The sequence below is a fragment of the Planococcus halotolerans genome (genome assembly GCF_003289955.1).
GTDB classification, from domain to species: Bacteria; Bacillota; Bacilli; order Bacillales_A; family Planococcaceae; genus Planococcus; species Planococcus halotolerans.
Map to the genome: position 1 here is coordinate 71,294 of NZ_QLZR01000003.1, position 24,121 is coordinate 95,414.

34 protein-coding genes and 1 pseudogene are annotated in these 24,121 nt (G+C 45.0%); 17 read left to right on the top strand and 18 right to left on the bottom strand.

All coding sequences use genetic code 11. The features are described from left to right. Window positions 1-45 precede the first annotated feature (45 nt). Window positions 46-1,029, top strand: a complete 984-nt coding sequence (locus DP120_RS09110; protein WP_233785963.1) for a F510_1955 family glycosylhydrolase — start codon at window positions 46-48, stop codon at window positions 1,027-1,029. Window positions 1,030-1,094: 65 nt separating this feature from the next. Here DP120_RS09110 and DP120_RS09115 read toward each other — a convergent pair whose 3' ends face one another. The 3 genes from DP120_RS09115 to DP120_RS09125 all read right to left on the bottom strand — a co-directional run bounded on the left by DP120_RS09115 (window position 1,095) and on the right by DP120_RS09125 (window position 2,031). After that, window positions 1,095-1,421 (bottom strand): four-helix bundle copper-binding protein, encoded by a 327-nt coding sequence (locus tag DP120_RS09115; protein ID WP_112223359.1) that lies wholly within the window; start codon window positions 1,419-1,421, stop codon window positions 1,095-1,097. A 100-nt stretch (window positions 1,422-1,521) separates the two neighbouring features. After that, complete coding sequence (locus DP120_RS09120; protein WP_133257384.1) at window positions 1,522-1,791, bottom strand: SHOCT domain-containing protein; 270 nt, start codon at window positions 1,789-1,791, stop codon at window positions 1,522-1,524. A 15-nt stretch (window positions 1,792-1,806) separates the two neighbouring features. After that, window positions 1,807-2,031 (bottom strand): SHOCT domain-containing protein, encoded by a 225-nt coding sequence (locus DP120_RS09125; protein WP_112223361.1) that lies wholly within the window; start codon window positions 2,029-2,031, stop codon window positions 1,807-1,809. Window positions 2,032-2,413: 382 nt separating this feature from the next. On the opposite strand from DP120_RS09125, the gene DP120_RS09130 reads away from it, so the two are divergent. The 7 genes from DP120_RS09130 to DP120_RS09165 all read left to right on the top strand — a co-directional run bounded on the left by DP120_RS09130 (window position 2,414) and on the right by DP120_RS09165 (window position 10,642). Then, window positions 2,414-3,394 (top strand): N-acetylglucosamine kinase, encoded by a 981-nt coding sequence (locus DP120_RS09130; RefSeq protein ID WP_112223362.1) that lies wholly within the window; start codon window positions 2,414-2,416, stop codon window positions 3,392-3,394. A gap of 30 nt (window positions 3,395-3,424) precedes the next feature. After that, complete coding sequence (nagA, locus tag DP120_RS09135) at window positions 3,425-4,621, top strand: N-acetylglucosamine-6-phosphate deacetylase (RefSeq protein WP_112223363.1); 1,197 nt, start codon at window positions 3,425-3,427, stop codon at window positions 4,619-4,621. 1,030 nt (window positions 4,622-5,651) lie between these two features. Further along, window positions 5,652-7,604 carry a bifunctional 2',3'-cyclic-nucleotide 2'-phosphodiesterase/3'-nucleotidase gene (locus tag DP120_RS09145; protein WP_112223365.1) on the top strand — a complete coding sequence of 651 codons (1,953 nt, stop codon included), beginning with the start codon at window positions 5,652-5,654 and terminating at the stop codon, window positions 7,602-7,604. A gap of 835 nt (window positions 7,605-8,439) precedes the next feature. Continuing rightward, window positions 8,440-8,982 carry a GNAT family N-acetyltransferase gene (locus tag DP120_RS09150; protein ID WP_112223366.1) on the top strand — a complete coding sequence of 181 codons (543 nt, stop codon included), beginning with the start codon at window positions 8,440-8,442 and terminating at the stop codon, window positions 8,980-8,982. A 99-nt stretch (window positions 8,983-9,081) separates the two neighbouring features. Continuing rightward, the gene (locus DP120_RS09155; protein WP_112223367.1) at window positions 9,082-9,369 is read left to right on the top strand and encodes a DUF5316 family protein; all 288 of its coding nucleotides are present in this window, start codon (window positions 9,082-9,084) and stop codon (window positions 9,367-9,369) included. A gap of 139 nt (window positions 9,370-9,508) precedes the next feature. Further along, a complete protein-coding gene (locus tag DP120_RS09160) occupies window positions 9,509-9,736 on the top strand; it encodes a hypothetical protein (RefSeq protein WP_112223368.1) in 228 nt (75 codons plus the stop codon). A gap of 147 nt (window positions 9,737-9,883) precedes the next feature. After that, a complete protein-coding gene (locus DP120_RS09165) occupies window positions 9,884-10,642 on the top strand; it encodes a class I SAM-dependent methyltransferase (RefSeq protein WP_112223369.1) in 759 nt (252 codons plus the stop codon). Window positions 10,643-10,690: 48 nt separating this feature from the next. Here DP120_RS09165 and DP120_RS09170 read toward each other — a convergent pair whose 3' ends face one another. The 7 genes from DP120_RS09170 to DP120_RS09200 form a co-directional block, all read right to left on the bottom strand. Continuing rightward, window positions 10,691-10,915, bottom strand: a complete 225-nt coding sequence (locus tag DP120_RS09170; protein WP_112223370.1) for a helix-turn-helix domain-containing protein — start codon at window positions 10,913-10,915, stop codon at window positions 10,691-10,693. Window positions 10,916-10,925: 10 nt separating this feature from the next. Further along, window positions 10,926-11,405 (bottom strand): DUF2975 domain-containing protein, encoded by a 480-nt coding sequence (locus DP120_RS09175; RefSeq protein WP_112223371.1) that lies wholly within the window; start codon window positions 11,403-11,405, stop codon window positions 10,926-10,928. A 196-nt stretch (window positions 11,406-11,601) separates the two neighbouring features. After that, complete coding sequence (locus DP120_RS18830) at window positions 11,602-11,898, bottom strand: TIGR04104 family putative zinc finger protein (RefSeq protein ID WP_112223372.1); 297 nt, start codon at window positions 11,896-11,898, stop codon at window positions 11,602-11,604. A gap of 32 nt (window positions 11,899-11,930) precedes the next feature. Further along, a complete protein-coding gene (locus DP120_RS09185; protein ID WP_112223373.1) occupies window positions 11,931-12,113 on the bottom strand; it encodes a hypothetical protein in 183 nt (60 codons plus the stop codon). 25 nt (window positions 12,114-12,138) lie between these two features. Further along, on the bottom strand, window positions 12,139-12,321 hold the full coding sequence (locus DP120_RS09190; RefSeq protein WP_112223374.1) for a hypothetical protein: 183 nt from the start codon (window positions 12,319-12,321) through the stop codon (window positions 12,139-12,141). Between the two features lie 44 nt (window positions 12,322-12,365). Continuing rightward, a complete protein-coding gene (locus DP120_RS09195) occupies window positions 12,366-12,626 on the bottom strand; it encodes a hypothetical protein (protein WP_112223375.1) in 261 nt (86 codons plus the stop codon). A gap of 12 nt (window positions 12,627-12,638) precedes the next feature. Then, a complete protein-coding gene (locus DP120_RS09200; RefSeq protein WP_112223376.1) occupies window positions 12,639-12,995 on the bottom strand; it encodes a DUF1801 domain-containing protein in 357 nt (118 codons plus the stop codon). A 123-nt stretch (window positions 12,996-13,118) separates the two neighbouring features. Between DP120_RS09200 and DP120_RS09205 the strand changes: the two genes are divergently transcribed. Together DP120_RS09205 and DP120_RS09210 are read left to right on the top strand one after the other, a co-directional pair. Continuing rightward, a complete protein-coding gene (locus tag DP120_RS09205; RefSeq protein WP_112223377.1) occupies window positions 13,119-13,520 on the top strand; it encodes a hypothetical protein in 402 nt (133 codons plus the stop codon). A 66-nt stretch (window positions 13,521-13,586) separates the two neighbouring features. Beyond that, window positions 13,587-14,009, top strand: a complete 423-nt coding sequence (locus DP120_RS09210) for a helix-turn-helix domain-containing protein (protein ID WP_112223378.1) — start codon at window positions 13,587-13,589, stop codon at window positions 14,007-14,009. Between the two features lie 297 nt (window positions 14,010-14,306). Here DP120_RS09210 and DP120_RS09215 read toward each other — a convergent pair whose 3' ends face one another. Both DP120_RS09215 and DP120_RS18265 read right to left on the bottom strand, forming a co-directional pair. Continuing rightward, a complete protein-coding gene (locus DP120_RS09215) occupies window positions 14,307-14,867 on the bottom strand; it encodes a maltose acetyltransferase domain-containing protein (RefSeq protein WP_112223379.1) in 561 nt (186 codons plus the stop codon). 232 nt (window positions 14,868-15,099) lie between these two features. Then, window positions 15,100-15,339 carry a hypothetical protein gene (locus tag DP120_RS18265; protein WP_133257385.1) on the bottom strand — a complete coding sequence of 80 codons (240 nt, stop codon included), beginning with the start codon at window positions 15,337-15,339 and terminating at the stop codon, window positions 15,100-15,102. Window positions 15,340-15,597: 258 nt separating this feature from the next. On the opposite strand from DP120_RS18265, the pseudogene DP120_RS09220 reads away from it, so the two are divergent. Beyond that, a pseudogene (locus DP120_RS09220) lies at window positions 15,598-16,041 on the top strand (DUF4385 domain-containing protein); the annotation flags it as partial. A gap of 36 nt (window positions 16,042-16,077) precedes the next feature. Beyond that, complete coding sequence (locus DP120_RS18445) at window positions 16,078-16,272, top strand: helix-hairpin-helix domain-containing protein (RefSeq protein ID WP_165843781.1); 195 nt, start codon at window positions 16,078-16,080, stop codon at window positions 16,270-16,272. Between the two features lie 33 nt (window positions 16,273-16,305). Here DP120_RS18445 and DP120_RS09225 read toward each other — a convergent pair whose 3' ends face one another. Then, a complete protein-coding gene (locus DP120_RS09225; protein ID WP_112223381.1) occupies window positions 16,306-16,749 on the bottom strand; it encodes an HIT family protein in 444 nt (147 codons plus the stop codon). Between the two features lie 24 nt (window positions 16,750-16,773). Further along, window positions 16,774-17,076 carry a TIGR04104 family putative zinc finger protein gene (locus DP120_RS09230; protein ID WP_165843759.1) on the bottom strand — a complete coding sequence of 101 codons (303 nt, stop codon included), beginning with the start codon at window positions 17,074-17,076 and terminating at the stop codon, window positions 16,774-16,776. A gap of 521 nt (window positions 17,077-17,597) precedes the next feature. Between DP120_RS09230 and DP120_RS09240 the strand changes: the two genes are divergently transcribed. Together DP120_RS09240 and DP120_RS09245 are read left to right on the top strand one after the other, a co-directional pair. Next, the gene (locus DP120_RS09240) at window positions 17,598-18,425 is read left to right on the top strand and encodes an undecaprenyl-diphosphate phosphatase (RefSeq protein ID WP_112223384.1); all 828 of its coding nucleotides are present in this window, start codon (window positions 17,598-17,600) and stop codon (window positions 18,423-18,425) included. A 128-nt stretch (window positions 18,426-18,553) separates the two neighbouring features. Beyond that, window positions 18,554-19,096, top strand: coding sequence for a 2'-5' RNA ligase family protein (locus DP120_RS09245; protein ID WP_112223385.1), 543 nt, complete (start codon window positions 18,554-18,556; stop codon window positions 19,094-19,096). A gap of 56 nt (window positions 19,097-19,152) precedes the next feature. Here DP120_RS09245 and DP120_RS09250 read toward each other — a convergent pair whose 3' ends face one another. The 4 genes from DP120_RS09250 to DP120_RS09265 form a co-directional block, all read right to left on the bottom strand. Beyond that, window positions 19,153-19,893, bottom strand: coding sequence for a hypothetical protein (locus DP120_RS09250; protein WP_112223386.1), 741 nt, complete (start codon window positions 19,891-19,893; stop codon window positions 19,153-19,155). 62 nt (window positions 19,894-19,955) lie between these two features. After that, window positions 19,956-20,705 (bottom strand): hypothetical protein, encoded by a 750-nt coding sequence (locus DP120_RS09255; protein ID WP_112223387.1) that lies wholly within the window; start codon window positions 20,703-20,705, stop codon window positions 19,956-19,958. Next, entirely contained in the window at window positions 20,681-21,100 is a 420-nt protein-coding gene (locus DP120_RS09260) for a hypothetical protein (protein ID WP_112223388.1), read from the bottom strand. Before DP120_RS09260 ends, DP120_RS09255 begins: the two co-directional genes overlap by 25 nt. 161 nt (window positions 21,101-21,261) lie before the next feature. Further along, window positions 21,262-21,492 carry a hypothetical protein gene (locus DP120_RS09265; RefSeq protein ID WP_133257386.1) on the bottom strand — a complete coding sequence of 77 codons (231 nt, stop codon included), beginning with the start codon at window positions 21,490-21,492 and terminating at the stop codon, window positions 21,262-21,264. A 177-nt stretch (window positions 21,493-21,669) separates the two neighbouring features. Here DP120_RS09265 and DP120_RS09270 point away from each other — a divergent pair, with 177 nt between their 5' ends. The 3 genes from DP120_RS09270 to DP120_RS09280 all read left to right on the top strand — a co-directional run bounded on the left by DP120_RS09270 (window position 21,670) and on the right by DP120_RS09280 (window position 24,112). Further along, complete coding sequence (locus DP120_RS09270) at window positions 21,670-22,584, top strand: TIGR01777 family oxidoreductase (protein WP_112223390.1); 915 nt, start codon at window positions 21,670-21,672, stop codon at window positions 22,582-22,584. A 377-nt stretch (window positions 22,585-22,961) separates the two neighbouring features. Beyond that, window positions 22,962-23,618, top strand: a complete 657-nt coding sequence (locus DP120_RS09275) for a DUF4085 family protein (protein WP_112223391.1) — start codon at window positions 22,962-22,964, stop codon at window positions 23,616-23,618. Window positions 23,619-23,806: 188 nt separating this feature from the next. After that, the gene (locus tag DP120_RS09280) at window positions 23,807-24,112 is read left to right on the top strand and encodes an RNA polymerase sigma factor (protein ID WP_112223392.1); all 306 of its coding nucleotides are present in this window, start codon (window positions 23,807-23,809) and stop codon (window positions 24,110-24,112) included. Window positions 24,113-24,121: the final 9 nt, after the last annotated feature.

Sequence of the window (24,121 nt, forward strand, 5' to 3'; positions counted from 1 at the left end):
TGGGAAACAGACAACACGTATAAATATAGAAAGGACGAGGTCATTTTGAATAGAAAACTTTTTATGACTGTACTGGCAGCCGGTTTTATTGCCGCAGGGTGCAGTGGTGGTTCAGATAATGAAGAAACGCAAAATACGGAGGCGCCGGAAGAAGAAGCGGCAGAACAGGAAACAGTTGCGGAAAACAGCGCGGAAGAAGATTTTCTGGTGCCGTTTGATGAAACCCTGACACATGTGCATGGCATGGGTTATATCGAGAGTGAAGGTGCATTGTATTTTGCCTCGCATACCGGATTGAAAATTTACCGGGACGGCGACTGGTTTGAGACGGACGGAATGTACAACGATTATATGGGCTTTAATGCAGTTGATGAAGGGTTCTACACATCCGGGCACCCAGGGGTGGATTCGGATTTGCCGAATCCGATCGGCATTCAAAGGAGTACAGACGGTGGACAATCACTGGAATCACTTGTCTTGGAAGGTGAGACGGATTTCCACTGGATGGCGGTTGGATACCGAAGCCATGATCTGTTCGTGATGAATCCACAGGCGAATTCGATAATGGAGACTGGTTTTTACTTGAGTGAAAACGCGGGGGAAGGGTGGCAGCGACTGGAACCGCAAGGACTTGATGGTGACCTGATGGCACTGGCGATTCATCCTGAAGATTCCCAATTGCTTGCTGCGGCTAGTTCAACCGGTGTTTTCCTGTCGAAAGACGGCGGAACGACATTTGAACGATTGACCGAAGATGGCGAATTTGGAACCGCCGTGCATTTTACGGAAAGTGAATTGCTTTATGCAAGCCATGGTTCCGAAGCGGCTTTAAAGTCTTATGTTTTGGATAGCGACGCAGGAGAAGCTTTTGAAATTCCTGAACTGGGGGAGGACGGCATAGTATTCATATCCGTCAATCCTGCAGATGAACAGGAAATTGCTATATACACAGTCCAGGGAGACGCGTATGTATCGTCTGATGAGGGAACTTCATGGACAACGATTTTGGAAAAAGGCCAGATTCAGTAATTTAAATAAAGTAAGCAAAAAAAATCCTCTTTCCGAGATTCTGGGAAAGAGGATTTTTCATCTTATTACGCGATGTTTTTACAAGCTTCTGCGCATTTGAAGCAAGCTTCTGCACAACGCTGGCAGTGTTCATGGTCGTGTTTTTTACATTCATTGCCGCAGGCTTCGCAAATTTGTGCGCAAACCTGTGCCAATTGCCCGACAAATGGGGAGTTGCGGGAAATTGCCTGTTCAAGATAGCCACAAATATCCGCGCATTCACGGTCCAGGCGGATACATTCAGCCATCATCTTAACATCGTCTTCCTTTAGGCAGGCGTCGAAACAATGGTTACATTCGGTCATGCACTCGTGCAAAACCTTCAATAAGTCTGCATATTGTTCATGTGCCATGTTAAAACCTCCAGTTTCAGATTAGTTTGCCTCACCCTCCTAGTTTTTCCTTTTCGGAGAAGTGTTAAACATCTGCTGCTGGATGAAACATCTTGAAGTTTCACTGATTGTTCTTCGAACGGGAATGTGAATCATTATCTGCTTCACTGCGCTTATTCATGTAATCTTCTTCCGTAATTTCACCTTTGTCGTACTGATCCTGCAATTTGCGCTCTTCGTTATTCGAAGGCAGCTCATCCACTTTATGGGATCGCGGGTTATTTTTCGCCATGAAGAACCAAAAGGCGATCAGTACGCCGGTGATCAATACAGCAAGACCGGCCAACAGGCGAAGTGGGATCGGGAATGTTGATAGTAAAACAAGTTCCAAAACCATCAGCCTCCCTTATACATTTTTATTCTGCTTTTCTCTTAATTCCTTTACTTGTCTCCGATATTCCGATTCGGTGATTTCTCCGCGGGCAAAGCTGTCTTCCAGACGCGCTTCCTCTGTCGTTGGTACTCCGGAATCCAGGCCTTTAGCTTTCCGCGTTTTTTTAGCGGCAATAAAGGCAACGGCAATTGCTGCAAGCGCCACTACTATAACGAGGACTGTCGTATACATATCCATTCCAATCACTCCTTTTATAATTTGGAAAGTAAGTTCTCGGTGTGCCATTGAAGAGTATTACTGTGATAATGCCTCAGCCGGATAAATTCCTTATTCCACTTCACTCTCCTTGTTTCTTCAATAAAATAATCTATACTGTTTCTATAATCTTAGTCTACCTTAAATATAGTCAGAATATTAGGGAAAGACCTTGATTTCTATGGGAAATGATGAATGAATCCAAAAAAACATTAAAAGAGTGTAAGTTTCTCGAAATCAGATATAGGGGAAACATGAGTTAAGCAATAAAAGGATGTATGATAAATACAGAAAGTATCAGATAACAGGAAGAAAAAATTCATTTAGTTTTTCATTAAGAAGCAGCAGGAAGTGAGGCACGTTTATGTATGTGTTGGGCATAGATGGAGGAGGCACGAAGACTACGGGAATCGTGGCTGATGAAAACGGTAAGGTTTACATAGAATCACATGCAGGTCCCAGTAATCCGAATACATTGACACCAGATGAATTTGAAGAGGTGCTGAAAGGTTTAACAGCAGATCTTGAAAAACAGGATTCCGTTATTTTCTCACAACTGGCAGTCTGCTTCGCGGGTATGTCTGGGGCAGGAGACAGCTGGCGATGCGATGCAAAATTTGAACAGGTGTTGACGAAGTTCCTGCCGCCACAAATAGAAGTCATTGTGCGGAATGATGCGTATAACGTCCTTTATTCCGAGACGCTCGGCAAACCGGGAATTGTACAAATTGCCGGCACTGGCTCGATTTCATTTGGATTAAATCATGAAAATAAAACTGTCCGTTCCGGCGGATGGGGATATTTATTCGATGAGGCGGGGAGTGCGTATCATTTAGGCAATGAAGCTTTGCGCGCTGTCTTCAAAAATTATGATGGGCGAGGACCGGAGACTGTATTGACGGAGGAAATCATAAATTATTTCAATGTAAGTGATGTGACAGATCTGCTTGGCAAAATCCATGGACCCGAGCATCCGCGTTCGGTGATAGCGCAGTTGGCCCCATTGATAATCGCTGCAGCGGAAAACGGTGATGGAGTCGCTGCAAAGATTATCCGCAAGGCATGTGCAGAAATAATGGAATGCATCGAATCATGCCACAAGAAATTATTCGCTGCAGATCATCCGACCCTTGTTGTCCTCTCTGGAGGCGTGTTTGCCAATTCTCAGCAGCTTCTTGATTGTTTAAGAGAGTTGAGTAAAAAAACGCTTCCGAATATTGTATTGCGACAGGCACATGCAGCACCTGTCAGCGGTGCTGTTATCGGTGGACTAAAGGCAATGGGATTCAACAGCATAGATGAAAATATCACGGAACGCATAAATCTCCAGTTAAAGAAAAGCTGAACGCAATATTTTAAAAAGAAGGTGTACGTGATGTCTCGCATGCTGATAAAAAATATCCGGCTCGTCCAGCCTGAAGGCGAATTGGCAGACGGCACAATTCTTATTGAAAATGGAAGAATCATCTCAGCTTCGACAGAGCCGATTGATGATTGGAGCGGCGAATGTTTCGACGGTGGCGGTTCTGTTGCGCTGCCAGGTTTTATTGATATACATATCCACGGCGCTGCTGGAGCGGATTTTATGGATGACGACAGCACGGCAGCAGGTAAGGTTGCGGCCGCACTTCCCGCAGAAGGGACGACGTCTTTTTTGGCGACGACCTTGACGCAATCGCCGGAGCGCATTTCAAGCTCAATCCATTACGGGAGGACTTACATGAAAGGAAGCGGTGAAGGCGCAGCGGAAATGCTCGGCTTCCATCTGGAAGGTCCTTTCATCCATCCGGATCAGGCAGGGGCCCAGCCTTCCGCTTATATTTGCGAGCCTTCAATGGATCAAATGTATGAATGGTTCGGCGACACGCTGGCAGATTTGAAAATCATTACGATGGCACCGGAGCAGGACAAGAATTTTAAGATTACACACGAATTAAATGAACGCGGGGTCATCGTGTCAGCCGGCCACACAACGGCAGATTACAAAACGCTCAGCGAGGCGCAAGCAGCAGGTCTATCTCATCTGACGCATTACGGCAATGCGATGCGCGGATTGCATCACCGGGAAATTGGCGTAGTTGGCGCAGGAATGCTGAACAAGGAACTGTTCTGTGAAATCATCGCGGACGGTATCCATTTATCGCCGGATATGCTGAAGCTGGTGGTTCAGGTAATTGGTCCTGAGCGTTTACTGCTTATCACAGATTCCATGCGTGCAAAAGGTTTGCCGGACGGTTCCTATACACTGGGCGACCAGAAAGTGACAGTATCAGGCAATGAAGCAATACTCGCGGATGGCACACTTGCCGGCAGTATGCTGAAGATGAATGAAGGGCTGCGGCAATTGAAGGATATTGCCGATATTACGTGGACGGATGCGATTGCGTTGTCATCGGGAAATGCAGCACGCCGTCTTGGTGTCTTTGACCGCAAAGGCAGTATAGAACGCGGCAAAGATGCTGATATTGTGCTGGTGACGGAAGATTTTAATGTCCAATATACTTTTTGCAGAGGGAAGATGAGTTTTGCTCATGATTCGACGGGAAGACGAAAGATGAATTTAGATATGTGATGGGTGTCCTCTACAGACGATGGTCTGTGGAGGTTTTTTATGGGTTTCTTGGAGTGAGATTGGATTGTTGTTGACGTATACAGCCGTTTAGGTGTCGTATAACTGGATTTTGTTGACGTATAGATTCGTTTTGTTGTCGTATAAATCGTTTATGGTGACGGATAGCCGATTTTGCTTCATATAGAACAAAAAAGACGTTGAAGCAAGAAGTAGTGCGAACCGCTTTGGCGCTCCGGAGAGTGCTTTCGCAACAAGCCTGGCTGGAGTGATGCCAGGCTTGTTGCTTCGCTCACTCCATAGCCGCGCCATTGCTCTGGGTGGGGGTTGAGAGGAGAGAGGTGAAAGAAGAGGCAGTTCTTTAAGTTTATTGTTTTGAGTTCATTGCTTCGGGACCTTCTATTTAAAGGGATTTGAAGGAGGTTAACGTATAGCCTGAAGGGCATGTCGTATAAATGGATTTTGTTGACGTATAGATTCGTTTTGTTGTCGTATAAATCGTTTATAGTGACGGATAGCCGATTCCAGCTCATATTCATTCAAAAAAACGCCAAAAAGGAAGCTGAAGGGATTGGTTTGAAGCAGCTGGCGCACGCCAGCTGCCTGGGGCGGCGCGCCGCCCGATCAAAACAGTTCTTGGTCTGTTGTCTTATGGTTTTTGTTTTTTATCTTACGATTTTTCATTTCTATCTTACGATTTCGTGATTCTATCTTACGGTTTGCGGATCTTATCTAACGTTTAGCAAAAATTCTTTTCTCGAAGAGTAAAAAACCTCAAGAGTTTCTGGTTAGGAGCCCCAGCAAATTTCTATAAAAAGCGCCTGTTCCGGTTCGCTGAACGAACTCTCAAACTGACTATTTTCCTAACCACACATCTATTCTCAAAAGGATCCAGTTTTTATTCCCGAAAAAGCAATTCCACGCATTGTTACAAATAGGTAAAATTTATTAAATTATCAAATAATGATTATCAAAGGCCTTCTGTTTAGTATAATTAAATTGATTCACAAACTAAGCAAAAGGGGCTGGAAGAATGTCAATGTACAAGAAATTGGCGATGGTGCTGGCAGCACTGGTATTGGCTTTAAGCGGTTTGTTTACTGGGGGAGTCGCGGATGCGGCAAAACCCGACAAGGGCAATAAACTGAAGCCGATTGATGTATCGCTTCGGATAATGGGCACGACAGATTTGCATACGAACTTTATGAATTACGATTATTATCAGGATAAAGAGTCCAACGAGCTGGGTCTCGCGAAAACAGGCGTCTTAATAGAAGAAGCCCGTGCGGAAAACCCGAATAATCTTTTATTGGATAACGGAGATTTGATCCAGGGAACACCGTTCGGCGCTTATAAAGTGTCGGTCGACCCGCTTGAAGAAGGGGAATTGCACCCGGCATACGCCGCGCTTGAATCCCTTAATTTCGATGCGTCGACTCTGGGCAACCACGAGTTCAACTTCGGCTTGGATTATTTGGATGAAGCTTTGGACGATGCTCCATTCCCAGTCCTGAACGCAAACGTTCTGGATGCGGCAACAGGAGAGAATAAATACCAGCCTTACACAGTGATCGACAAAGAAGTTGTCGACCAAATGGGCAGAACACGTACGCTGCAAGTGGGCGTCATCGGTGTAGTTGCTCCGAAAATCATGCAATGGGACCGCACGCATCTTGAAGGCAAAGTCATTGCCGAAGACGCAGTGCAGTCCGTTGAGAAATTCATTCCGAAAATGAAAGCGGAAGGGGCGGATGTCATTGTCGTTCTTTCGCATTCAGGAATTGGCGATGCAACACATGAAATCGGTGAAGAAGATGTAACGTATCAGATTTCACAAGTCGAAGGCGTTGATGCCATCATCACAGGCCACGACCATGATGTATTCCCAGGCGCATACGGCGATTTGCCGAATGTTGACCAAGAGCAAGGCACGATCAACGGGACACCGGTTGTTATGGCAGGGAATTTCGGCAGCCATCTGGGTGTCATTGATTTGACATTGAGCCCGCGCGGCAATGGCAAGCGCTGGGTGGTAACTTCCGAGAAAGCGGAACTGCGCGAAATCGATTCAGCGACTGGAGAAGTTGCTGAAGAAGTAGTGGAAGCGGTAAAGGAAGCGCACGAAGGCACGATTGAATACGTCAACACACCGGTTGCTGAAACGACAGCGCCAATCAATAGTTATTTTGCTTTGGTAAATGATGATCCATCCATTCAATTGGTCAATAACGCTCAGACCTGGTATGTGGAGCAGCAGGTGGCAGGCACGGCGAACGAAGACTTGCCGATTCTTTCAGCTGCGGCACCGTTCAAAGCAGGCGGCCGTAACGGCGGCGATTACTACACCAATATTGAAGCCGGCCAGATCGCCATTAAAAACGTCGCTGACCTTTATGTTTACGACAATACGACATTCGCATTGAAAATGACAGGTGCAGACGTACAGGAATGGCTTGAAATGTCAGCTGGCCAATTCAATCAAATCGATCCAAATGCAACCGGCGAGCAGCAACTGGTAAACAACGATTTCCGTACGTATAACTTCGATGTGATCGACGGTGTCACGTATGAGATCGATGTAACGGAGCCGGCGAAATACGATACGGCTGGTAATGTAATCAATGAAGGCGCTAACCGCATCAAGAATCTTTCTTATGCAGGCGAGCCGATTGACCCGAACCAGGAATTCCTGGTTGCGACGAATAATTACCGCGCAAGCGGCAGTTTCCCAGGTGTTGTCAACGCCACAGAAGTGATCGACTATGCTTATGAGAACCGCCAAGTAGTCATTGATTATTTGGAAGAGCTTGAGACAATCGATCCTTCTGCGGATGATAACTGGACATTCGCTCCAATTGCTGGCGAGCAGTCGATCGTCTTTGAGACATCCGACAATGCACAGGATAAAATCCCGGCAGACAGCGGCATCACATATATTGCGCCGACTGTGAATGGTTTTGCGAAGTATGGCATTGCGATAGACTAATAAAATTTTGAGAGAGTGGCCCATCCGCGGTGTGCGGGTGGGTTTTTTAAATGTGTGGAGGAGTGGTTTAGTAGCCGCTTGGGTGTCTGAGTTATCGTATAAATCTATTTTGATGTCGTATAACTTGATAATGGTGACGGATAGCTGATTTTGCTTGATGTACAGCAAAAAGGAATTAAAGAGAGAAAGAGTGCGAAACGCTTTGGCGCTCCGGAGAGGCCTTCCGCAACAAGCCTGGCTGGAGTGGCGCCAGTCTTGTTGCTTCGGCCACTCCATAGCCGCGCCTTTGCTTGGGGTGGGGGTTGAGAGGAGAAGAGTTGGAAGAAGAAACAGTTTTGGAAGTGTATTGTTTCGAGTTCGATTCCTCGGTACCTTCAATATTATAGGAAGTTAAGTTAGGTTGACGTATAGCTTGTAGGAGGTGTCGTATAGATTGATTTTGTTGTTGTATAGAGTCACTTTGTTGACGTATAAATCGTTTATGGTAACAGATAGCCGATTTCAGCTCATATCCATCTGAAATGACGCCAAATAAGGTGTTAAAAGGGATTGGTTTGAAGCAGCTGGCGCACGCCAGCTGCCTGGGGCGGCGCGCCGCCCGATCAAAACAGTTCTTGATCTGCTGTCTTATAGTTTCTGTTTTTTATCTTACGGTTTTGTGTTTCTATCTTACAATTTCTACTTTCCATCTAACGATTTCACACATTTATCTAACGGTTTGCAAATCACACTCCACACCACTTTCTTATAAAATACATCCACCTTCTCCCATATTCCATATTCTCACAGCTGCCCGGTTGTGCTACTCTGAATATAGCAGTGGAGGGGATAGCAGATGTTTACATACAAGATCGATGAAGAGTTGTCGTTGAAATTATTGGAAGAGAAAGATGCGGAGCGGTTGTTTGAGCTGACGGACGGTTCGCGCGCTTATTTGAAGGAATGGCTGCCGTGGCTGGATTATACGAAGACGATAGAGAATTCGCGTGACTATATTCGCATGAGCCGAAAGAACTTCGCGGAAAATGCGACGTTGAATACGGGAATTATTTATAAAGGTGAAGTCGTTGGAATAGCCGGGTTCAATGAGCTGGCATGGACGAATAAGACGGCGAAAATCGGTTATTGGCTGGGGCAGGATTATCAAGGGCACGGGATTATGACACGGGTGGCGGAAGCGCTGACGGAAATTTCGTTTGGGCATTTAGGCATGAACCGTACGGAAATCCGGGTGGCGACTGACAACCGCAAGAGCCGCGGAATTCCGGAGCGTCTCGGGTACACGGAAGAGGGAACGCTGCGTCAGGTGGAATGGCTGTATGACCATTTTGTCGATCACATCGTTTACGCAATACTGGCGTCGGAGTGGAAGAAATAAGAGGCCGATTTGAAAAATGGATTTAATAGTTTTAAAATAGAGCCTATGCCTTTAAAATTTAAGGGTAGGCTATTACCTTAGAGCATGGAGGAAGACACAATGAAATTTTTAGGAATCGGAATTGTCACGGCTGCCATCAGCATGTTGCTCGGCTACTTCCTGGAAGACTGGAACCTGGCATTCCTGATCGCAGGCATACTGGGAATCGTCGGCGTCCTTTGGGGACTGCTGTTTTCAGGTGTACTTAAAGGATCCGGCGGCATGGAGCGCATGACCAGCTCTGAACGCCGCAAGGAAAGCGCAAGACGCAACGCGAGAATGAGAAACGCCTTTTTATTCGCATTGCCGAATCTATTGGCTGCCCTTGCAGCTTTGTGGATTTTCTAATATGCATTATCGAAAATGACCTTCGAGCCAAATGGACTCGGGGGTTATTTTTTTCGGTTGTTAAAAGGGATTCTGAAACTTCATGGCGAATTAAACCGGAAGATATGAGATAATCTGGAAAAGGTTGAGGAGGCGCGATGTGTTAAAGAAGATTTTGATAGGCGCGTTTATATTTTTTATCGGGTTTACGATTAAGAATGTAAGAAATGGCGAGAAAATGATTTTGGAAGACATCCTGTTACTCGCCGGTGTAGCTCTGGTAGTCTTTGCGTTTAAGGAATGGGTGGAAGTTCCATACGATTGGGATAAGCATAAAAATAAAAACAAAGATAAAGATAAAAATAAAGAGAAGAAAAATCTCAACTAGATTGGGATTTTTTTATTTGCACACTACATTTTTTTCGTGGAAAACAGTAGAGAAAGCCCAAAGGTTTTTATTTTCAGAAAAAGGGGAATACTTTGGGAACAAATTTTTTATGGCAATACCATCACATGAAGCGAAGGAGGGCATCCGATGTTGGGATATTACAGCAAGCTATCAACGGAAGTCTATGGAGTCGATAAGCCGATAGGGACATCGTTCGGCGATGTGGAGTTCTATCTGGACCGGCTCGCCGGCATCACTGGGCGCATCCTTGAACCGGCAACCGGAACAGGACGTATGCTCGTACCTTTGCTTGAGAATAATTTAGACGTGGACGGATTCGACAGTTCACCGGAAATGCTGGAGATGTGCAGAAAGAATTGCGAAGAACGAAGGTTAACACCGAATCTGTTTGAAGCGGATATGCTGACTTTTTCGCTTGGTACGGAATATGACGCAATCGTTGTTCCGGCCGGAACATTCCTGCTGCTTCATGAGCGGGAAGCTTCGTTCACAGCGTTAAAGAACTTCCATCAGCATTTAAAGCCTGGCGGCAAACTGATTATGGATCTGTATTTGCCGACGGACAATGAAGTGGGAAATTCGACGCTGCGTTCGTGGGAGCTCGAAGACGGCGAAGTGATCACGCTCGAAACAACGACGACAGAAATTGACCACATCAATCAATTCAGTGTGGCGCATAACCGCTACGAGAGGTGGAAAGGCGGGAAACTGCTGGATACCGAGCTCGAGCGCTTTGCGATGCGCTGGTACGGCGTCGAGGAATTCCGCACTATTCTCGAGAACCACGGTTTCCGCGAAATTGTGATTTCCGCCGATTACCAATACGGCAAATATCCGGATAGTCCGCAGCAGAGCATTACGTTTGAAGCGGTTGCGGAGAAATAAGATAGCAAAAAGAGCCTGGATAACTTTCCAGGCTCTTTCTTTTTGAATTTATTTAGCTTCCGTTTCTTCATCATTGCGGTATTCCAAAATGTCGCCGGGCTGGCAATCGAGGGCTTTGCAGATGGCCTCGAGAGTTGAAAAGCGGATCGCTTTCGCTTTGCCGTTTTTCAGAATGGACAGATTCGCCATGGTGATGCCGACTCGTTCCGTCAGTTCGGTCACGCTCATTTTCCGTTTTGCCAACATAACATCAATATTGATAATAATCGCCATTATCGTCACCTCAGACCGTTAAATCGTTTTCAGATTTTATTTCAATCGCATTTTCAAAAAGCTTTTGGAGCACTGCCGCAAAAACGGCGATGACAAATGCACCGAATGTAATGACCATGCCCAGTCCGCCAAGCCCCGGCGCATCATCGACCTGCGCCATGTAAAGGATGAGCGGCAGGCACAGAATGTAAATCCCCGTAATGGTCAGCGCGCAATATTTGATGTTTTTCAGCGCTTTGACCGACAGTACCGAGAACGCGATGTTCTTGTCGATGTAACTCAACAGTTTCAGCGACTGGTACAACGCAATAAAATAGGCGATTGCTGTTACATAAAGCGCAATCATGAAGATCCATTGCAGGAAAGCCCATTCCGGCAAGAGTTCAGCGATAAAAGAGCTGAGCGGGGGCACGACAAATATGCAGATTGCCAGTACCGGCAGCGCCATAAGCACGATGACGACTTTCAAGAAGATGGTTTCCCGTTTCATATTCAGCACCTCGTTCACAAATTCTTATACTGAAGATACCATATATTTTATCGAATATCAATAAATAATTATTGAATATGAATTGACTTGAGCGAGATGTAAGATAGGGGAAAGAACAAGGAAAAACACCCTGGTGTGAAAGCTTTGAATAAAAAAGCGTTTCTCGCAATTAGGGTGTTAGTTGCATATTTAAATTTTACCAAAGTGGTTTTTGTTCATTTGACAGTTTGATTGTAAAAGGGATACAGGTAAGCATACCGATAACAAACAAAGCGACAAAAGAAATGAATACTGCAATATTTAAATCGTAAAAGGAGTTTAACAACACAAATATGAACAAGGGAATGAATGTAAATAACGAGATGCCTAATTGTGATTTCGGAGCTACATATTGCCGCTCACCGCAATTCGGACAGGTTTTGTTATTTTTAAATCCAATTTTAACTGTATCAGACCAACTCCATTTATAATTACAGTTTTGACAGTTCGGCATTTGTTTCCCCCTTAGTTTTAAAATACAGAGTGTCAGGCCTTCTCTTTTCTACGCTGAATATATGGCTTTGCCGCCAAGTAGCCAGCAAGCAGCATGCACAAGGCGGAAATTACGAAAATGATCAACTTGCCATTAAAGTGCATATCGGAATTGGCGACGATGATAGTGGTCATCAATGCTATAAACAACAGTGGGAATATTTTATTATCACGCATTAGTGGTACCTCGATTTCCCTGGATTTATTGCCCGGCATCTTTCATTCGATGGCTAGCGTTGATAAAGAACAAAGTGGCAATGAAGAAAATAATTACGGACAGCATCATCGCGATTCCTGAATAGTCGTCGTCAAAGAAACTGAAATTCATTAAGTTGACGAACATCATGAGGATGAGGCTTATGTATAATCCTTTTAGTTGGTTCATGGTTGCACCTCCAAACAGTTACAGAAAAATACGACCTTTATTATTTAGATAACCATGCTTAAAAAGAAAGGTGCTGCTAAAAGACCGAAAATCAGCAGGACGCCAAGCTTGCCGTCCATTTTTCTGCGCAGAAATTCGAAGCGTTCCTCAAGTTTTTGGGAAACGACAAGCAGTCCGAAAAATAAGACCATATAAACGGCGTAGGCAGCCCAGCGGTTTTCACCGAGCCTTGGTTCGATGCCGAAGAAAAAGACAGTCAGTAAAAGCATGACCAGCACCATATAAAGTAATGTACCGATTTTCAAGCTAACTCCACCTTACTTCCGATTAAGATCAACCGCATCCCATATCAAAAACTTCAATTTTTCTTCATCAATTTCGTCCACTTTACGGATCCGGACGTGGCGCATTTTCTTGCCTTCGCCTTCAAGCATATTATTGCGGTCTTCCAGCTCCGTGCCGCGGTAGAATCCGAAATTGACATGGCTCTTCGCGGTCTGCATATAGCACACCAGCCCTTCTTTCGAATAGCTCGGTTTTGACCATTTGATCTGTTCATCGATTTCCGGATAAGCTTCGAACACCACGCCTCTCAAGCGTTTGACGATTGCCTGCACCGGTTCGCCCAGCCCGTCGATGAATTCGTCCACTTGCGGATCCATTTTGCTTTGCATCCTTGCCGCCCCCTTTTCGTCTATTGTTATACTCATTATAACGTTAATGATGTGCCAATTGGGGATAGTTTACAGAATCGTTTATTCAAATAAAACCGTAAACTACTGTAAGGAGGACTTCACGTGCAGCAATACCAAGGGTTCTTAATTACGATTGCATTGATTTTATTGATTGTGCTCACCAGCCGTTATTTCAAATGGTGGGTGAAGGGGATAATCACAATCTATTACATCGCTTTTGCTTATATTTTCATCACCGTCAGAAATGAAATCAATCAGAAATACGAAGGCATACAACCGGTGCCGGAAGCGTATTGGGATGAAAATTCCGAATGGGTCTACCAAATGAGCGATTTCCTGCATGTGCCGCTGTTCGTGATTCTTGTCTATATCTATATCAGGTGGATCCGGCGGGTGGATACAGCCTGGGCTAAGGTGCTGATTGTGCTGACGCTTATTCCAGCGACGATACTCTTTCTGTTTTCCCATTTCATGTTTAACTTCGGCTATGGCTATCGACCGTAAATAGTTTTATTTATAAAATAAAAAATGATATATTTTATTTATAAATAAAATCAGAGGTGTGAAGACATGGAATTCAATGCAAAGAATTTTGGGCAGATTCTGCGATTTCTAAGGGAGCATGACGGTTTATCGATGCTGTCGCTCGGGAAAAAGCTGGGGACATCGGCCAGCCGCATCAAGAGTTGGGAAAATGGCGACTCGGTGCCGTCGGCAAAATGGATTGTGGCGCTGAGCAGTGTGCTGGATGTGCCGCTGGATGTGCTGCTCATTACGCCGAAGGAAGAAGTTGTGCATTACAGCGACGCGGAATGGGATGACATCATGAACGGCGTCGGGGCGGTGGATAAGGTTCCGGCGGAAGAGCTGGTGGTGGCGGAGTTGACGAAGGCGGATTATCTGGAGAAGTTGTTGTCTATTTCGTCGGGATTGAGTAAGCAGGATGTGTTGGAGTTATATACGTTAGCGAAAGTGAAGGCGGAAAAAGGCTGAACGTTGATATAATCGCCTGAACGTAGATATAAATTCCTGAACGTAGATATAATCTCCTGAGCGTTGATATAATTTTTTGAACGGAGATATCCGTCGAAAACCATATATTTCTTATCCTATTCTCCATCTCCCAAAGGTCAAAAGCATAAGAAAGGACACTTTTCGCCAGCGAAAAGCCCTGATTAGAGCAGACCCTAAAACCAAAAACAAAAAAAGACGCATTTCGCTTGCGAAATGCATCCATTAAAAAGGTTCTGTCAAAAAATGCCGCGACTGCAAGTCAGCCGCGGCATTTTCTTATACTTCGATTTCCTTGATAACACGGGCAGGATTGCCACCGACAACTGTATTGGCGGGAACATCTTTCACGACAACCGCGCCTGAAGCAATGATGGCATTATCGCCAACAGTCACACCGGGATTGATAACGGCGCGTCCGCCGATCCATACATTATTGCCGATGAATACAGGCTTGCCAAATTCCTTGCCGGCGTTGCGCTCATCGGGATGGAGCGGGTGGGTAGCTGTATAAATGTGTACACCAGGTCCCAGCTGGCAATTGTCGCCGAACCGAATTTCGCAGACGTCCAGCAGGCAGGTGTCAAAATTAGCATAGAAATTTTCGCCGATGTGGATATTATAGCCGTAATCACAGCGGATATTGGGCTCCACATAAAACTTGTCGCCCGTCGATCCAATCAATTCCTTCAACAGCAACTTCCGGTCCGTGCCGTCCATCTCGGAAGACTTATTGAACAACCGGCTCAGCCGCCGCGCATTCAACCGCTCATTCTGAAGCGTATTATCCGTAGGATCATACATCTCCCCATCCAACATTTTCTCCTTCTCGCTTTTCACCCTGCATCGCCCCTTTGTCTGAAACTTGCTACCGCCATTATAGCAGTTTCTTTTGCGGTCACTCCAATAAATCCGGAATTGCTGTTATTCAAAAGGGGGATTGTGTTCATTTAACAGATAGCGGTTGTGAGATGCCGAATAGAAAGATTTTAGTGTCGTATAGATGATGGATGTTGTCGTATAACGGTTTTTTGTTATCGTATAAGCTTTTTCACTTCACCCCCCATCTTCACTACTGCTCACTCAGCAAAAAAGCTGAATGGTCGCAGTCCGCCACGCGGACTGCTGGGGCGGGGCTTTGGCCCCGCCCGTCTTTCGGCCAATAAGAGGGTTGCTCTTTGGCTGAAGGTTCGATTACATATAGAGAAACTTTAGTGTCGTATAACCTAGTTTCAGTGTCGTATGGATGAGTGATGTTATCGTATAAAAAGATTATAGTGTCGTATAGAAATTTCATCTTACGATTTTTCATGTCTATCTTACGGTTTGCGCACTCTATCTTACGTTTTTCGATTTCTATCTTATAGTTTTAGTACTCTATCTAACGTTTGGATAGCAAGTGGTAACGTATAGAAGACTTTTGTTGTCGTATAGCTAAAAAATAGTGTCGTATAAAAGGATTTTATTAACGTATGGAAAATTCCACCTCACATTTGAAATAAACCACACTCCTCCGAAGGTGCATTTTCCATCAAAAAACAGGGTATAAGTTCCATAAGGAGTGATAGGGATGGCGTTCGACTATGATTTGGATTATGAGAAATTGGATTTGCGGAAGAATCCGGAGCTTTATCGGGTGGGCAAAGGGGAGCAGGGCGTGCTGCTGGTGGAGCCGTATAAGAGTGAGATTTTGCCACATTGGCGATTCAAGACGCCGGAAATTGCGCAGGAATCGTGCGAGAAGATTTCAGAGATGTTCGAGGAATACCGCAGGCAGGATGATTTTGTCGGCATGGATATGGCGCGGAAATTCATCCAGATGGGCTATACTCGGGCACGGCGTTACACGAATTATAAAGGCGGCCGCAAATACAATGAAGACCGCACCATCAAAGAGCGGCAGATCGACCCGGTGAAAGCCGAGTCGGCGGCGATTTTCAAGAAGCGCTGGGATGAAATCAGGGAAGACGAGGATTACAACAGACGCAAAAGGGAGCACCAGCATAAATACGGCGAATTAAAATCTAAAAATAAAAAGGCAGATCAATCGATGGGCGAGAACGACTTTCCAAAAGGAGTAGGCAAACCGGCAGCTAGAGCGTTAATCGGAGCAGGGTACACAAAGGTTGAACAATTGAAAGAAGCCACTGAAAAAGAAATCCAGGAGTTGCACGGCGTCGGTCCGAAAGCGATCCAGGAGTTAAAGAAAGAACTCGCCGCAAACGGACTGGAATTTAAAAAGTGAAAGCAAAAACGCCATTCCACTAGGAACGGCGTTTTAAACTGCAATCATTTCTTCAACAAGTTTCGCCACTCGCTCACGCGTCTCCGGCAATCTTTCCTTTATTGCTTCATTGTCCCAGACATCATCCGTATAAAAGCTGGAGAAGTCCTGATCTTCCTGGCGCGGCACGATGTGCATGTGGAAATGCGTCAAGTCGTCAAACGTGCCGCCGTTCTGGCAGATGGAAATGCCGTCCGGAGCGAACGCAATCTTGATGGCGCGCGACAGCAATTGCGCCGCTTTCATCACCGACAGCGCCGTTTCTGTATCGAATTCATCGATGAAACGGTAATGCTGTTTCGGCAAAATCAGCACATGGCCTTCATTGAAAGGATCGTGGTCAAGGATACACGTGATCCACTCGTTTTCGTAAACGACTTGGGTCTCCAATTCGTTATTGGCCAGCTTGCAGCCCAGGCATTCCTCTATCTTTTCCATAATCCTGTGCACCTCCCGAATTTATTACCACATCGGCTCGTTTTCGTTCGTCAATTCGGTCATTTGAGGATACGTCAGCATGAAGATGGCGAAAAGAAAGAGCGCAACCGCCAGCACCGAAACGATGTTCAGGTCGAACAACCAGGCAGAACCTAACAGTATCACTGGGGGAAAAAAGTTTGCAATCCCCATTCTTTGCCGTGATTTCTTAGTCATGTATTGCGTTTTGCCGCATTCCGGGCATTCCATTCCTTCGCCCAGGGTAAATGATTTACGCAAAGTCGTCCCCCATGACCATTCGTTTTTGCAATTCTCGCAGTGTGGCATCTGAAGTCCTCCATTCGGATCAATGTATTTCTTTCCCTCCATGCTAAAGCATGCACCCAATAAATTCCACAGTATTTCCCGGGAAATAGTTGTTAATAAAGGATTGTTTTACTGTTTATTGCCAGTCTTTTTCTTCCTTCTGCGGTATCGGTAACGCCAGATGTAGTAGGTAGCGAAACCTGCCATGAGGATTAAGAAAGGTAGATATCTGGATGCGGGTTCGTTTGTTAACATGGCGATAGAACCGATTATGAAAATAGGAACCATAATTATAAACCACATCTTCACTTCTTTATTCCTGAAACTCATATCAACTCGCTCCGCCATATCCTTCTCCCCTTACGAAATTTTTCTGATGTATTCATTAATATCATGCTATAGTATTTATACGATTGAAACAGGTTGAAGTTTCAAGAAATTCCTCTTGTAAAATATATAATGGAAATAGAAGCGGAGCATGCAACCTCCCTTGAAAAGATGCGTTTTATAGGAAGAGATAAAAATAGAAAGCAGGATGAAACATGGAATGGTTGGATTTACTGAAGGCCCTCATTTTGGGCTTTGTGGAAGGCATGACAGAATTTGCGCCGGTATCGTCAACGGGACACTTGATCATTGTCGATGATATGTGGCTGAAATCACAGGAATTCCTCGGGAAATACCCGGCAAATACATTTAAAATCGTTATTCAATTAGGATCGATTCTGGCCGTGGTCGTTGTGTTCTGGAAGCGGCTGTTCAGCTTGATCGGCCTTTATAAAATCGACGGCAAGCCCGCAAATTTACGCTTTAACTTATTGCACGTCATTGTCGGCATGCTGCCGGCAGTTATTCTTGGCTTTGCTTTCAAGGACTTGATCGATGACCATTTGTTCGGCGTCGAAACCGTCATTTATGCGTTGATCGCCGGCTCGATCCTGATGATTGCCGCCGACAAATTCGGGCCGAAGACACCGACCGTCAACAGCCTTGATGATATTACCTACATACAGGCATTGAAAGTTGGAATGGTGCAATGTCTGTCATTATGGCCAGGCTTCTCGCGCTCCGGTGCGACGATTTCCGGAGGCGTGCTGTTCGGTCTTAATCACCGCACCGCCGCAGATTTCACTTTCATCATGGCAGTGCCGATCATGTTCGGTGCCAGCCTCGTGTCGGTCCTCAAAAACTGGGACACACTGTCGATGGACTACCTATCGTTTTATATCGTCGGTTTCGTCAGCGCATTCGTCTTCGCTTTGATTTCAATCCGTTTCTTCCTGAAACTGATTTCGAAAGTCAAATTGATGCCGTTCGCCATTTACCGCCTGATACTCGCGGCAATCCTGATCGTCATCGTTTTCTTTTAAAATAAAAGCCGGCACATCAAGAGCGGAATATTGCTCCTGATGCGCTGGCTTTTTTATGGAATAAATTCAGTATCGCTGTAGCTCAATATGGTACGATTACAAAAATATAATAAAAGGGGTAAGTCGAGATGCAGTATTTTATTGGCGTTGTTCCACCTGAAAGCGAACTGGAGAAACTGAAGGAATTCCGGAACCAGTGGCCGGCGAACCGGATTGATGATTTGGTCGAACCGCATATTACGCTGAAAGCGCAAGGCGGTCTCAGCGCTGATGAAAGCTGGCTGGAAAATATAAAAGAGGCAGCTGCTGGATTTCCGGGATTCCCGGTTCAACTTGGAGAACCGCGCTTTTTCGGTGAAGATATTCTGTACTTGAGCATGGATTCGCCAGAACTACAAGAGTTACATGAAACTCTGGTAAAGGCAGCTGGCGCAACGCCTGAACAGATTGAGCAGTACTTTGAACTGGACCTTTTCGTGGCGCATCTGACATTAGCCAAGACGGCTTATGGATTATCACGCGAAGAATTGAAGGAAATGGCGGCAGCAGCAAGTAAAGAACTCGCGCCTTACCCGGCGTTTACGATTGAGTCGATTCGGATTTACCGGAAGTCAGATGGGCAGCAGGGGTATGTGAAGTATATGGATGTTCCGTTGAAAAAGGATAGATGATTAACTAAAAAAGAGATGCTGTAGTGAGTAAAACACTCAACATAGCATCTCTTTTTTCACTCTTTCATTCCTCTCAAAAAATCGAACATTTCCTCCACATCATTCGACTTGAACAGCATGCCCTTCCTGTCAAAAACGAGAACTGCCGGGAACTGTTCAATCTCCAGTTCTTCTTTGAAATCCGCCACGAAATCTTTATCGTATTCGTGCCAGGAAGCACCAACCTGTTTCCCGGTATTTTCGAGTATATTATTGGCCTCCTCGAATAGAGGCTCGGCATCCTTCATCTCTTCAGGCAATCTTTCCCCGTATTCATACATAATTACAATCCTTATTCCGTCGTTATGCGCCAGCAGCTGTTCATATTTTTCTTCGTAAGTCATATCCAATATAATAATCTCTTCCGCATAGCCTTCAAAACTGTCTCCTCTTGGCGGATTGATCTGCACTTTTTGGCCGAATTTGATATCGTCAAGGGAAGCTTCCGTGCCATCTTCATTTCTTACTGCAGTTTTATCGTCATAACTGGCATGATAGGAAATTCCTTGCCCTGTGGTGGTAGGTCCATCATGCCGCTTTTCCCATTCTGAAATACCGACCTCGAGAATCTTATTTTCCTTATCAGGCGGCCCCGATGTGCCGATCATCTTATCGTCTTCGTATTGAACGGCAGCAGACTGGTCGACTGGTTCATCCTCATAAATTGTTTCTTCGACTGTGGCAGAACCGCTGCCGCATGCGGATAGGGTTAATGCAATAAATAACAGTCCTCCTAAGTGCAATGATTTAAATTTCATCTTTTTACCCCTCTCGAATGGACGGCGATTTTTAGAAATAGCTTAGCTGTTTAAAATTTCATTTAAGAGTTCGGGGATTCTGCTTTCATTTTTTTCAAAAACTCATAAAATTCATTCGTATCATATGATTTGAATAGGAGCTCTTCCTGGTCATAGAAAAAAATTACCGGAAATTGTTCAATGTCCAATTCTTCTTTGAAATCGACGACATAATTGGGATCATACTCGATATATGCCCCTACGATATCATGATCTGTTCCTGACAAAATTGTGCTGGCTTCTTCATACAAGGGTTCCTGCATTTCCGGTGGCGGCGAATTTCCGTATTCATACATAACCACTATATTAAAACCGTATATATGCGATAATAATCGTCCATATTTTTCTTCGTAAGTCATGTCCAATAGCATAATTTCATCGGCATGTCCTTCAAAACCATCGCCCTTCGCCGGTGGATTGACTAATATTTTTTGGCCTTTTTTTATGTCGTCGATCGAAGCTGTCGCACCGCCCTCATATGTGATGGATGTGTCATCTGAAAAACCGGCAAAATAAGCATATCCTTCACTCGTTATATCAGGGCCTTTCCAGTCGCGCTTTCTCCATTCAGAAATATCCAATTCAAGAATATTTTTTTCTTTATCTATGGCCCAGGCAGTGCCGATCATTTTATCGTCTTCGTAATGGCCGTATGGATATTCTCCTGACTCATCAGAAGAAGCGTCACCGGCACTTCCTGATCCTTTACCACACGCCGAAACAGCAAGCATCCCAATCAGCAGGAACATTAATAAGAAAGATTTTCGCCGCATCTTTTTTCCTCCTTGCTGGTTATCAAACCAATAAACCCTAAAAGTATCTGGACAGTGCTTGCCAGGAACAAGAACACTAGAGGCAAATACCATTCGTCGAGCAGAATTATTGGCAAAGCAGCACATAGGAAGCAGAGAGCTCCAAGAAAAATAGCCAGTACAAAAACTTTACTGTTCTTCTTGTTAAAGCCGTAAATCCCGGCAACAGCATTGCTGATGCCGAATACGATCATCCCGAAGAGTGCCAGGCTGTTCCAGCTGCTGAAGGGCATGATGCCGATCCATTCAGGGGGGAAGTCAGCAAAAGCGCCTTTTCCAAGAAACATATAACTGCCGAGTAAAAATGCACTAAGCGATAAAAATAAACAATAAGAACTGACTAATTTTTTCAACAAGATTCTTCACTCCTCTCGATACGTGAATCGGTTTATTGAATCAGTAGACTGAAACTAGGCAAAAACGTTTCATTCTGGAACAAACGCCCTTCAAATCTTTTGCTGATTCGAAGGGCGCTGCTGGTTAAAAGTCTCGCTGTCATAGCTGGATTGATGATTGTTTATTCGTCCGTTTTGTCATGGAAATTGCATTCGAACACTTTCAATTCAAAGCCGGACTTCACGACTTTCGGAAATCCGCCCTGGTCGTAGCATTGATCCGATGCAGATTTTACTTGCTGGTAGCTGAAGTAGGACTGTGCTAAAAAGATAGTGCTGGAAATTAGCAGAACACCTGCGAATAAAAGAAAAACTTTTTGCCATATGCTCAATTTCTTTTTGATGATATTCACTCCTGTCGACGGGTAATCAGGTTTTATTGCTATGAATTAAGGCTAACATAATATGGCAATTGTGACAGCAGGATTCATAAAAATTTAGTGAAATCTGACAAATTCATAAAAAAGTGAATCTTTTCCAGTAGTTCATACGTCTAAAAGGTATAGGAAAAATGCAGAAGGGGTTTTTGTATGCTTAAAAAGATTGTACTGGCAGGTGGAACCGGTTTTATCGGACAATATTTAGAGCGCACATATACAAATCAGGGCTATATTGTACATATCATTTCGAGGCAGCCGGGACAGATTTCGTGGGACGACGAGGCGGCGATGATCGTGGCCCTGGAGAATGCGGGGATGGTTATAAATCTGGCGGGTAAATCGGTGAATTGCCGATATAACGAAAAGAACAAGCGGGAAATCTATGAGTCACGGACGCGGACAACGGAGGCGCTCGGCAAGGCAATCGAGAAATGCCAGAACCCGCCGCAGCTCTGGATCAATTCCAGCACGGCAACAATCTACCGCCATGCGGAAGACCGGCCCATGACGGAATCGACCGGTGAACTCGGGACTGGGTTCTCGGTTGATGTCGGCAAGGCTTGGGAAGATATTTTTTTCCGCTTCAACTTGCCGGAAACACGGCAAATCGCATTGCGGCTCGCCATTGTACTTGGAGCGGATGGAGGCGTGATGAACCCTTACATTAATATGGTCCGCTACGGTCTCGGAGGCAAACAGGGTGAAGGCAAGCAGATGTTCAGCTGGATCCATATCGAAGACGTTTACCATATCATCGAATTTTTGAAGCAGCGGAAAGATTTGAACGGCATCTTTAATGCCTCATCTCCAAACCCGGTAACCAATAAAGAATTGATGGAGCAGATGCGGAAAGTTATGGGACGCCGCAGAGGTTTGCCGGCACCCGAATGGATGCTCGAAATGGGCGCAGTTTTCATTGGCACCGAAACGGAACTCATCCTGAAAAGCCGTTGGGTGTTGCCGGAGCGGCTTGAAAAAGCTGGCTTCCATTTTAAATATGACCGCCTGGACCGTGCGTTGTGGCAAATCCTTCAGGAACAAAAGCAAGAACAAGAACAGTTCTAAGCACTGTTCCGCTTTATTGCGGAGCAGTTTTTTGATTTATATAGAAGAGAATTTACATGTGATAGAGGAAATCTGTTAGATTTGGGGAATATACTAACAACGGATTAACACGTGGATTCCGGTGTCCAGACTCCAGCGACCCAACTCTTCGGGTCATAAGCCGGCCCAGCTGCTATAGGAAAAGGCTGCTCCTGTCTCTGCATCGCTCCGCTAGCTTCGAGACATGAAAGGGCGTTGCATCGCTGCGCTGCTTCGTCGCAAAGAGATGGGCCCATAAACCTCTGGCCATCTCTTCGCCTTCGCTTTTCGAGATATAAATTTATTTCTCAAACAAGACCAAGTATAATCTTCTAAAAGAAGAGTTTAGGGGGAAGACGATGAAATACTTTACAAAAGATTGGTATGACGAGATGAAAGTGTCCGGTTTTCTGACCTTCCCTGAAACCGAAGAACAATGGGAAGAAGATCAGGCAGGCTACCGCGAGCAAGGCATCGACCCAGCGGAAGTGCATCGCCGCGATCTGGAAGACAGAAAAGAAGATCTTCTAAAGTTTTTGCCTGAATCCTTTCATCCATATATCTATGACGGCACGATTAATTCCAAATACCCGACGCCTGAGCTTCGCAATATGGCGGACAGATGGGAAGCTGATTACGAAGCCCGTTTTGACGCGCTGCTCGATGATTACAGCCGCCATTACGAATCCATCAAGGAATTTTTACCGCCTGGTGCGATTCAGCTGACGGAGAAAAGCCTGCATGACTGTGTCGTGAAAAGCGTTGACCGCCCATCCTATGATGAGCTCGTTCTTCTCATCGATTGCAGTGGAGGTTTCCATTATTTCAAGGATGTCGAAGTGAAATTCACCGAGGTGAGCGACGCCCTGATTCCAGAAGATATCACCGGCGCATGGTGGTTATATAATGAGATTTACCTGAGCGGCGATCGTGTTGAATTGCACGTGCTGTTTGATACGCCGATAACAGAAGTGACGATTATCTGCAAAGATATTCAAATTGAGGAATTGGAATAAAACCAGTTTTTCTTTTTTGATTATATTTGTTAATAAATTCCTTATAATAAGCCGATAGAACCTATAAATTATACAAAATACAAGAAATACATCTTTTTTGAATTATAATTGCAAAAATCACATCTTTTATTTCAACTGGGAGTTTAGCCTTAGATTAGGCGGGTAGTTTGAGATAGAGGGGTGACGAGATGCGAGCAGATGAGCGGTTGATCAAAGCATTATTGCAGCGGGATAAAAAGGCGTTTGAAGAGCTCTATGACCGTTATCATTTATTGCTGTGGAAGATTGCCTCTGAAACTGAAACCGATCATCGCATTTGCGAACAGCTCGTTACACAGGTATTCAAACAAGTATGGCAAAAACCGCATGAATTCATGGGCGAGAAAAGATTAACATTGCTGTTGGTCGAATGCTGCCATGAAAAGATGAAGGAGCGTCCCAGGCCGAAACCGGTTTGCCGAAATCCAATAGAACCACAAGTATGCTGCGGATAGGAATCCGCA

What these genes read in the sequence shown, in the direction of transcription:
- DP120_RS09170 (WP_112223370.1), bottom strand. Translation starts at nt 10,915, where the DNA reads ATGGCGATTATTATCAATATTGATGTTATGTTGGCAAAACGGAAAATG.
- DP120_RS09275 (WP_112223391.1), top strand. Translation starts at nt 22,962, where the DNA reads ATGAAATACTTTACAAAAGATTGGTATGACGAGATGAAAGTGTCCGGT.
- DP120_RS09145 (WP_112223365.1), top strand. Translation starts at nt 5,652, where the DNA reads ATGTCAATGTACAAGAAATTGGCGATGGTGCTGGCAGCACTGGTATTG.
- DP120_RS18830 (WP_112223372.1), bottom strand. Translation starts at nt 11,898, where the DNA reads ATGCCGAACTGTCAAAACTGTAATTATAAATGGAGTTGGTCTGATACA.
- DP120_RS09255 (WP_112223387.1), bottom strand. Translation starts at nt 20,705, where the DNA reads ATGCGGCGAAAATCTTTCTTATTAATGTTCCTGCTGATTGGGATGCTT.
- DP120_RS09210 (WP_112223378.1), top strand. Translation starts at nt 13,587, where the DNA reads ATGGAATTCAATGCAAAGAATTTTGGGCAGATTCTGCGATTTCTAAGG.
- DP120_RS09225 (WP_112223381.1), bottom strand. Translation starts at nt 16,749, where the DNA reads ATGGAAAAGATAGAGGAATGCCTGGGCTGCAAGCTGGCCAATAACGAA.
- DP120_RS09270 (WP_112223390.1), top strand. Translation starts at nt 21,670, where the DNA reads ATGCTTAAAAAGATTGTACTGGCAGGTGGAACCGGTTTTATCGGACAA.
- DP120_RS09280 (WP_112223392.1), top strand. Translation starts at nt 23,807, where the DNA reads ATGCGAGCAGATGAGCGGTTGATCAAAGCATTATTGCAGCGGGATAAA.
- DP120_RS09190 (WP_112223374.1), bottom strand. Translation starts at nt 12,321, where the DNA reads ATGAACCAACTAAAAGGATTATACATAAGCCTCATCCTCATGATGTTC.
- DP120_RS09200 (WP_112223376.1), bottom strand. Translation starts at nt 12,995, where the DNA reads ATGCAAAGCAAAATGGATCCGCAAGTGGACGAATTCATCGACGGGCTG.
- DP120_RS09150 (WP_112223366.1), top strand. Translation starts at nt 8,440, where the DNA reads ATGTTTACATACAAGATCGATGAAGAGTTGTCGTTGAAATTATTGGAA.
- DP120_RS09115 (WP_112223359.1), bottom strand. Translation starts at nt 1,421, where the DNA reads ATGGCACATGAACAATATGCAGACTTATTGAAGGTTTTGCACGAGTGC.
- DP120_RS18265 (WP_133257385.1), bottom strand. Translation starts at nt 15,339, where the DNA reads ATGAAAAATCGTAAGATGAAATTTCTATACGACACTATAATCTTTTTA.
- DP120_RS18445 (WP_165843781.1), top strand. Translation starts at nt 16,078, where the DNA reads ATGGGCGAGAACGACTTTCCAAAAGGAGTAGGCAAACCGGCAGCTAGA.
- DP120_RS09185 (WP_112223373.1), bottom strand. Translation starts at nt 12,113, where the DNA reads ATGCGTGATAATAAAATATTCCCACTGTTGTTTATAGCATTGATGACC.
- nagA (WP_112223363.1), top strand. Translation starts at nt 3,425, where the DNA reads ATGTCTCGCATGCTGATAAAAAATATCCGGCTCGTCCAGCCTGAAGGC.
- DP120_RS09175 (WP_112223371.1), bottom strand. Translation starts at nt 11,405, where the DNA reads ATGAAACGGGAAACCATCTTCTTGAAAGTCGTCATCGTGCTTATGGCG.
- DP120_RS09165 (WP_112223369.1), top strand. Translation starts at nt 9,884, where the DNA reads ATGTTGGGATATTACAGCAAGCTATCAACGGAAGTCTATGGAGTCGAT.
- DP120_RS09125 (WP_112223361.1), bottom strand. Translation starts at nt 2,031, where the DNA reads ATGGATATGTATACGACAGTCCTCGTTATAGTAGTGGCGCTTGCAGCA.
- DP120_RS09155 (WP_112223367.1), top strand. Translation starts at nt 9,082, where the DNA reads ATGAAATTTTTAGGAATCGGAATTGTCACGGCTGCCATCAGCATGTTG.
- DP120_RS09250 (WP_112223386.1), bottom strand. Translation starts at nt 19,893, where the DNA reads ATGAAATTTAAATCATTGCACTTAGGAGGACTGTTATTTATTGCATTA.
- DP120_RS09230 (WP_165843759.1), bottom strand. Translation starts at nt 17,076, where the DNA reads ATGCCACACTGCGAGAATTGCAAAAACGAATGGTCATGGGGGACGACT.
- DP120_RS09245 (WP_112223385.1), top strand. Translation starts at nt 18,554, where the DNA reads ATGCAGTATTTTATTGGCGTTGTTCCACCTGAAAGCGAACTGGAGAAA.
- DP120_RS09240 (WP_112223384.1), top strand. Translation starts at nt 17,598, where the DNA reads ATGGAATGGTTGGATTTACTGAAGGCCCTCATTTTGGGCTTTGTGGAA.
- DP120_RS09130 (WP_112223362.1), top strand. Translation starts at nt 2,414, where the DNA reads ATGTATGTGTTGGGCATAGATGGAGGAGGCACGAAGACTACGGGAATC.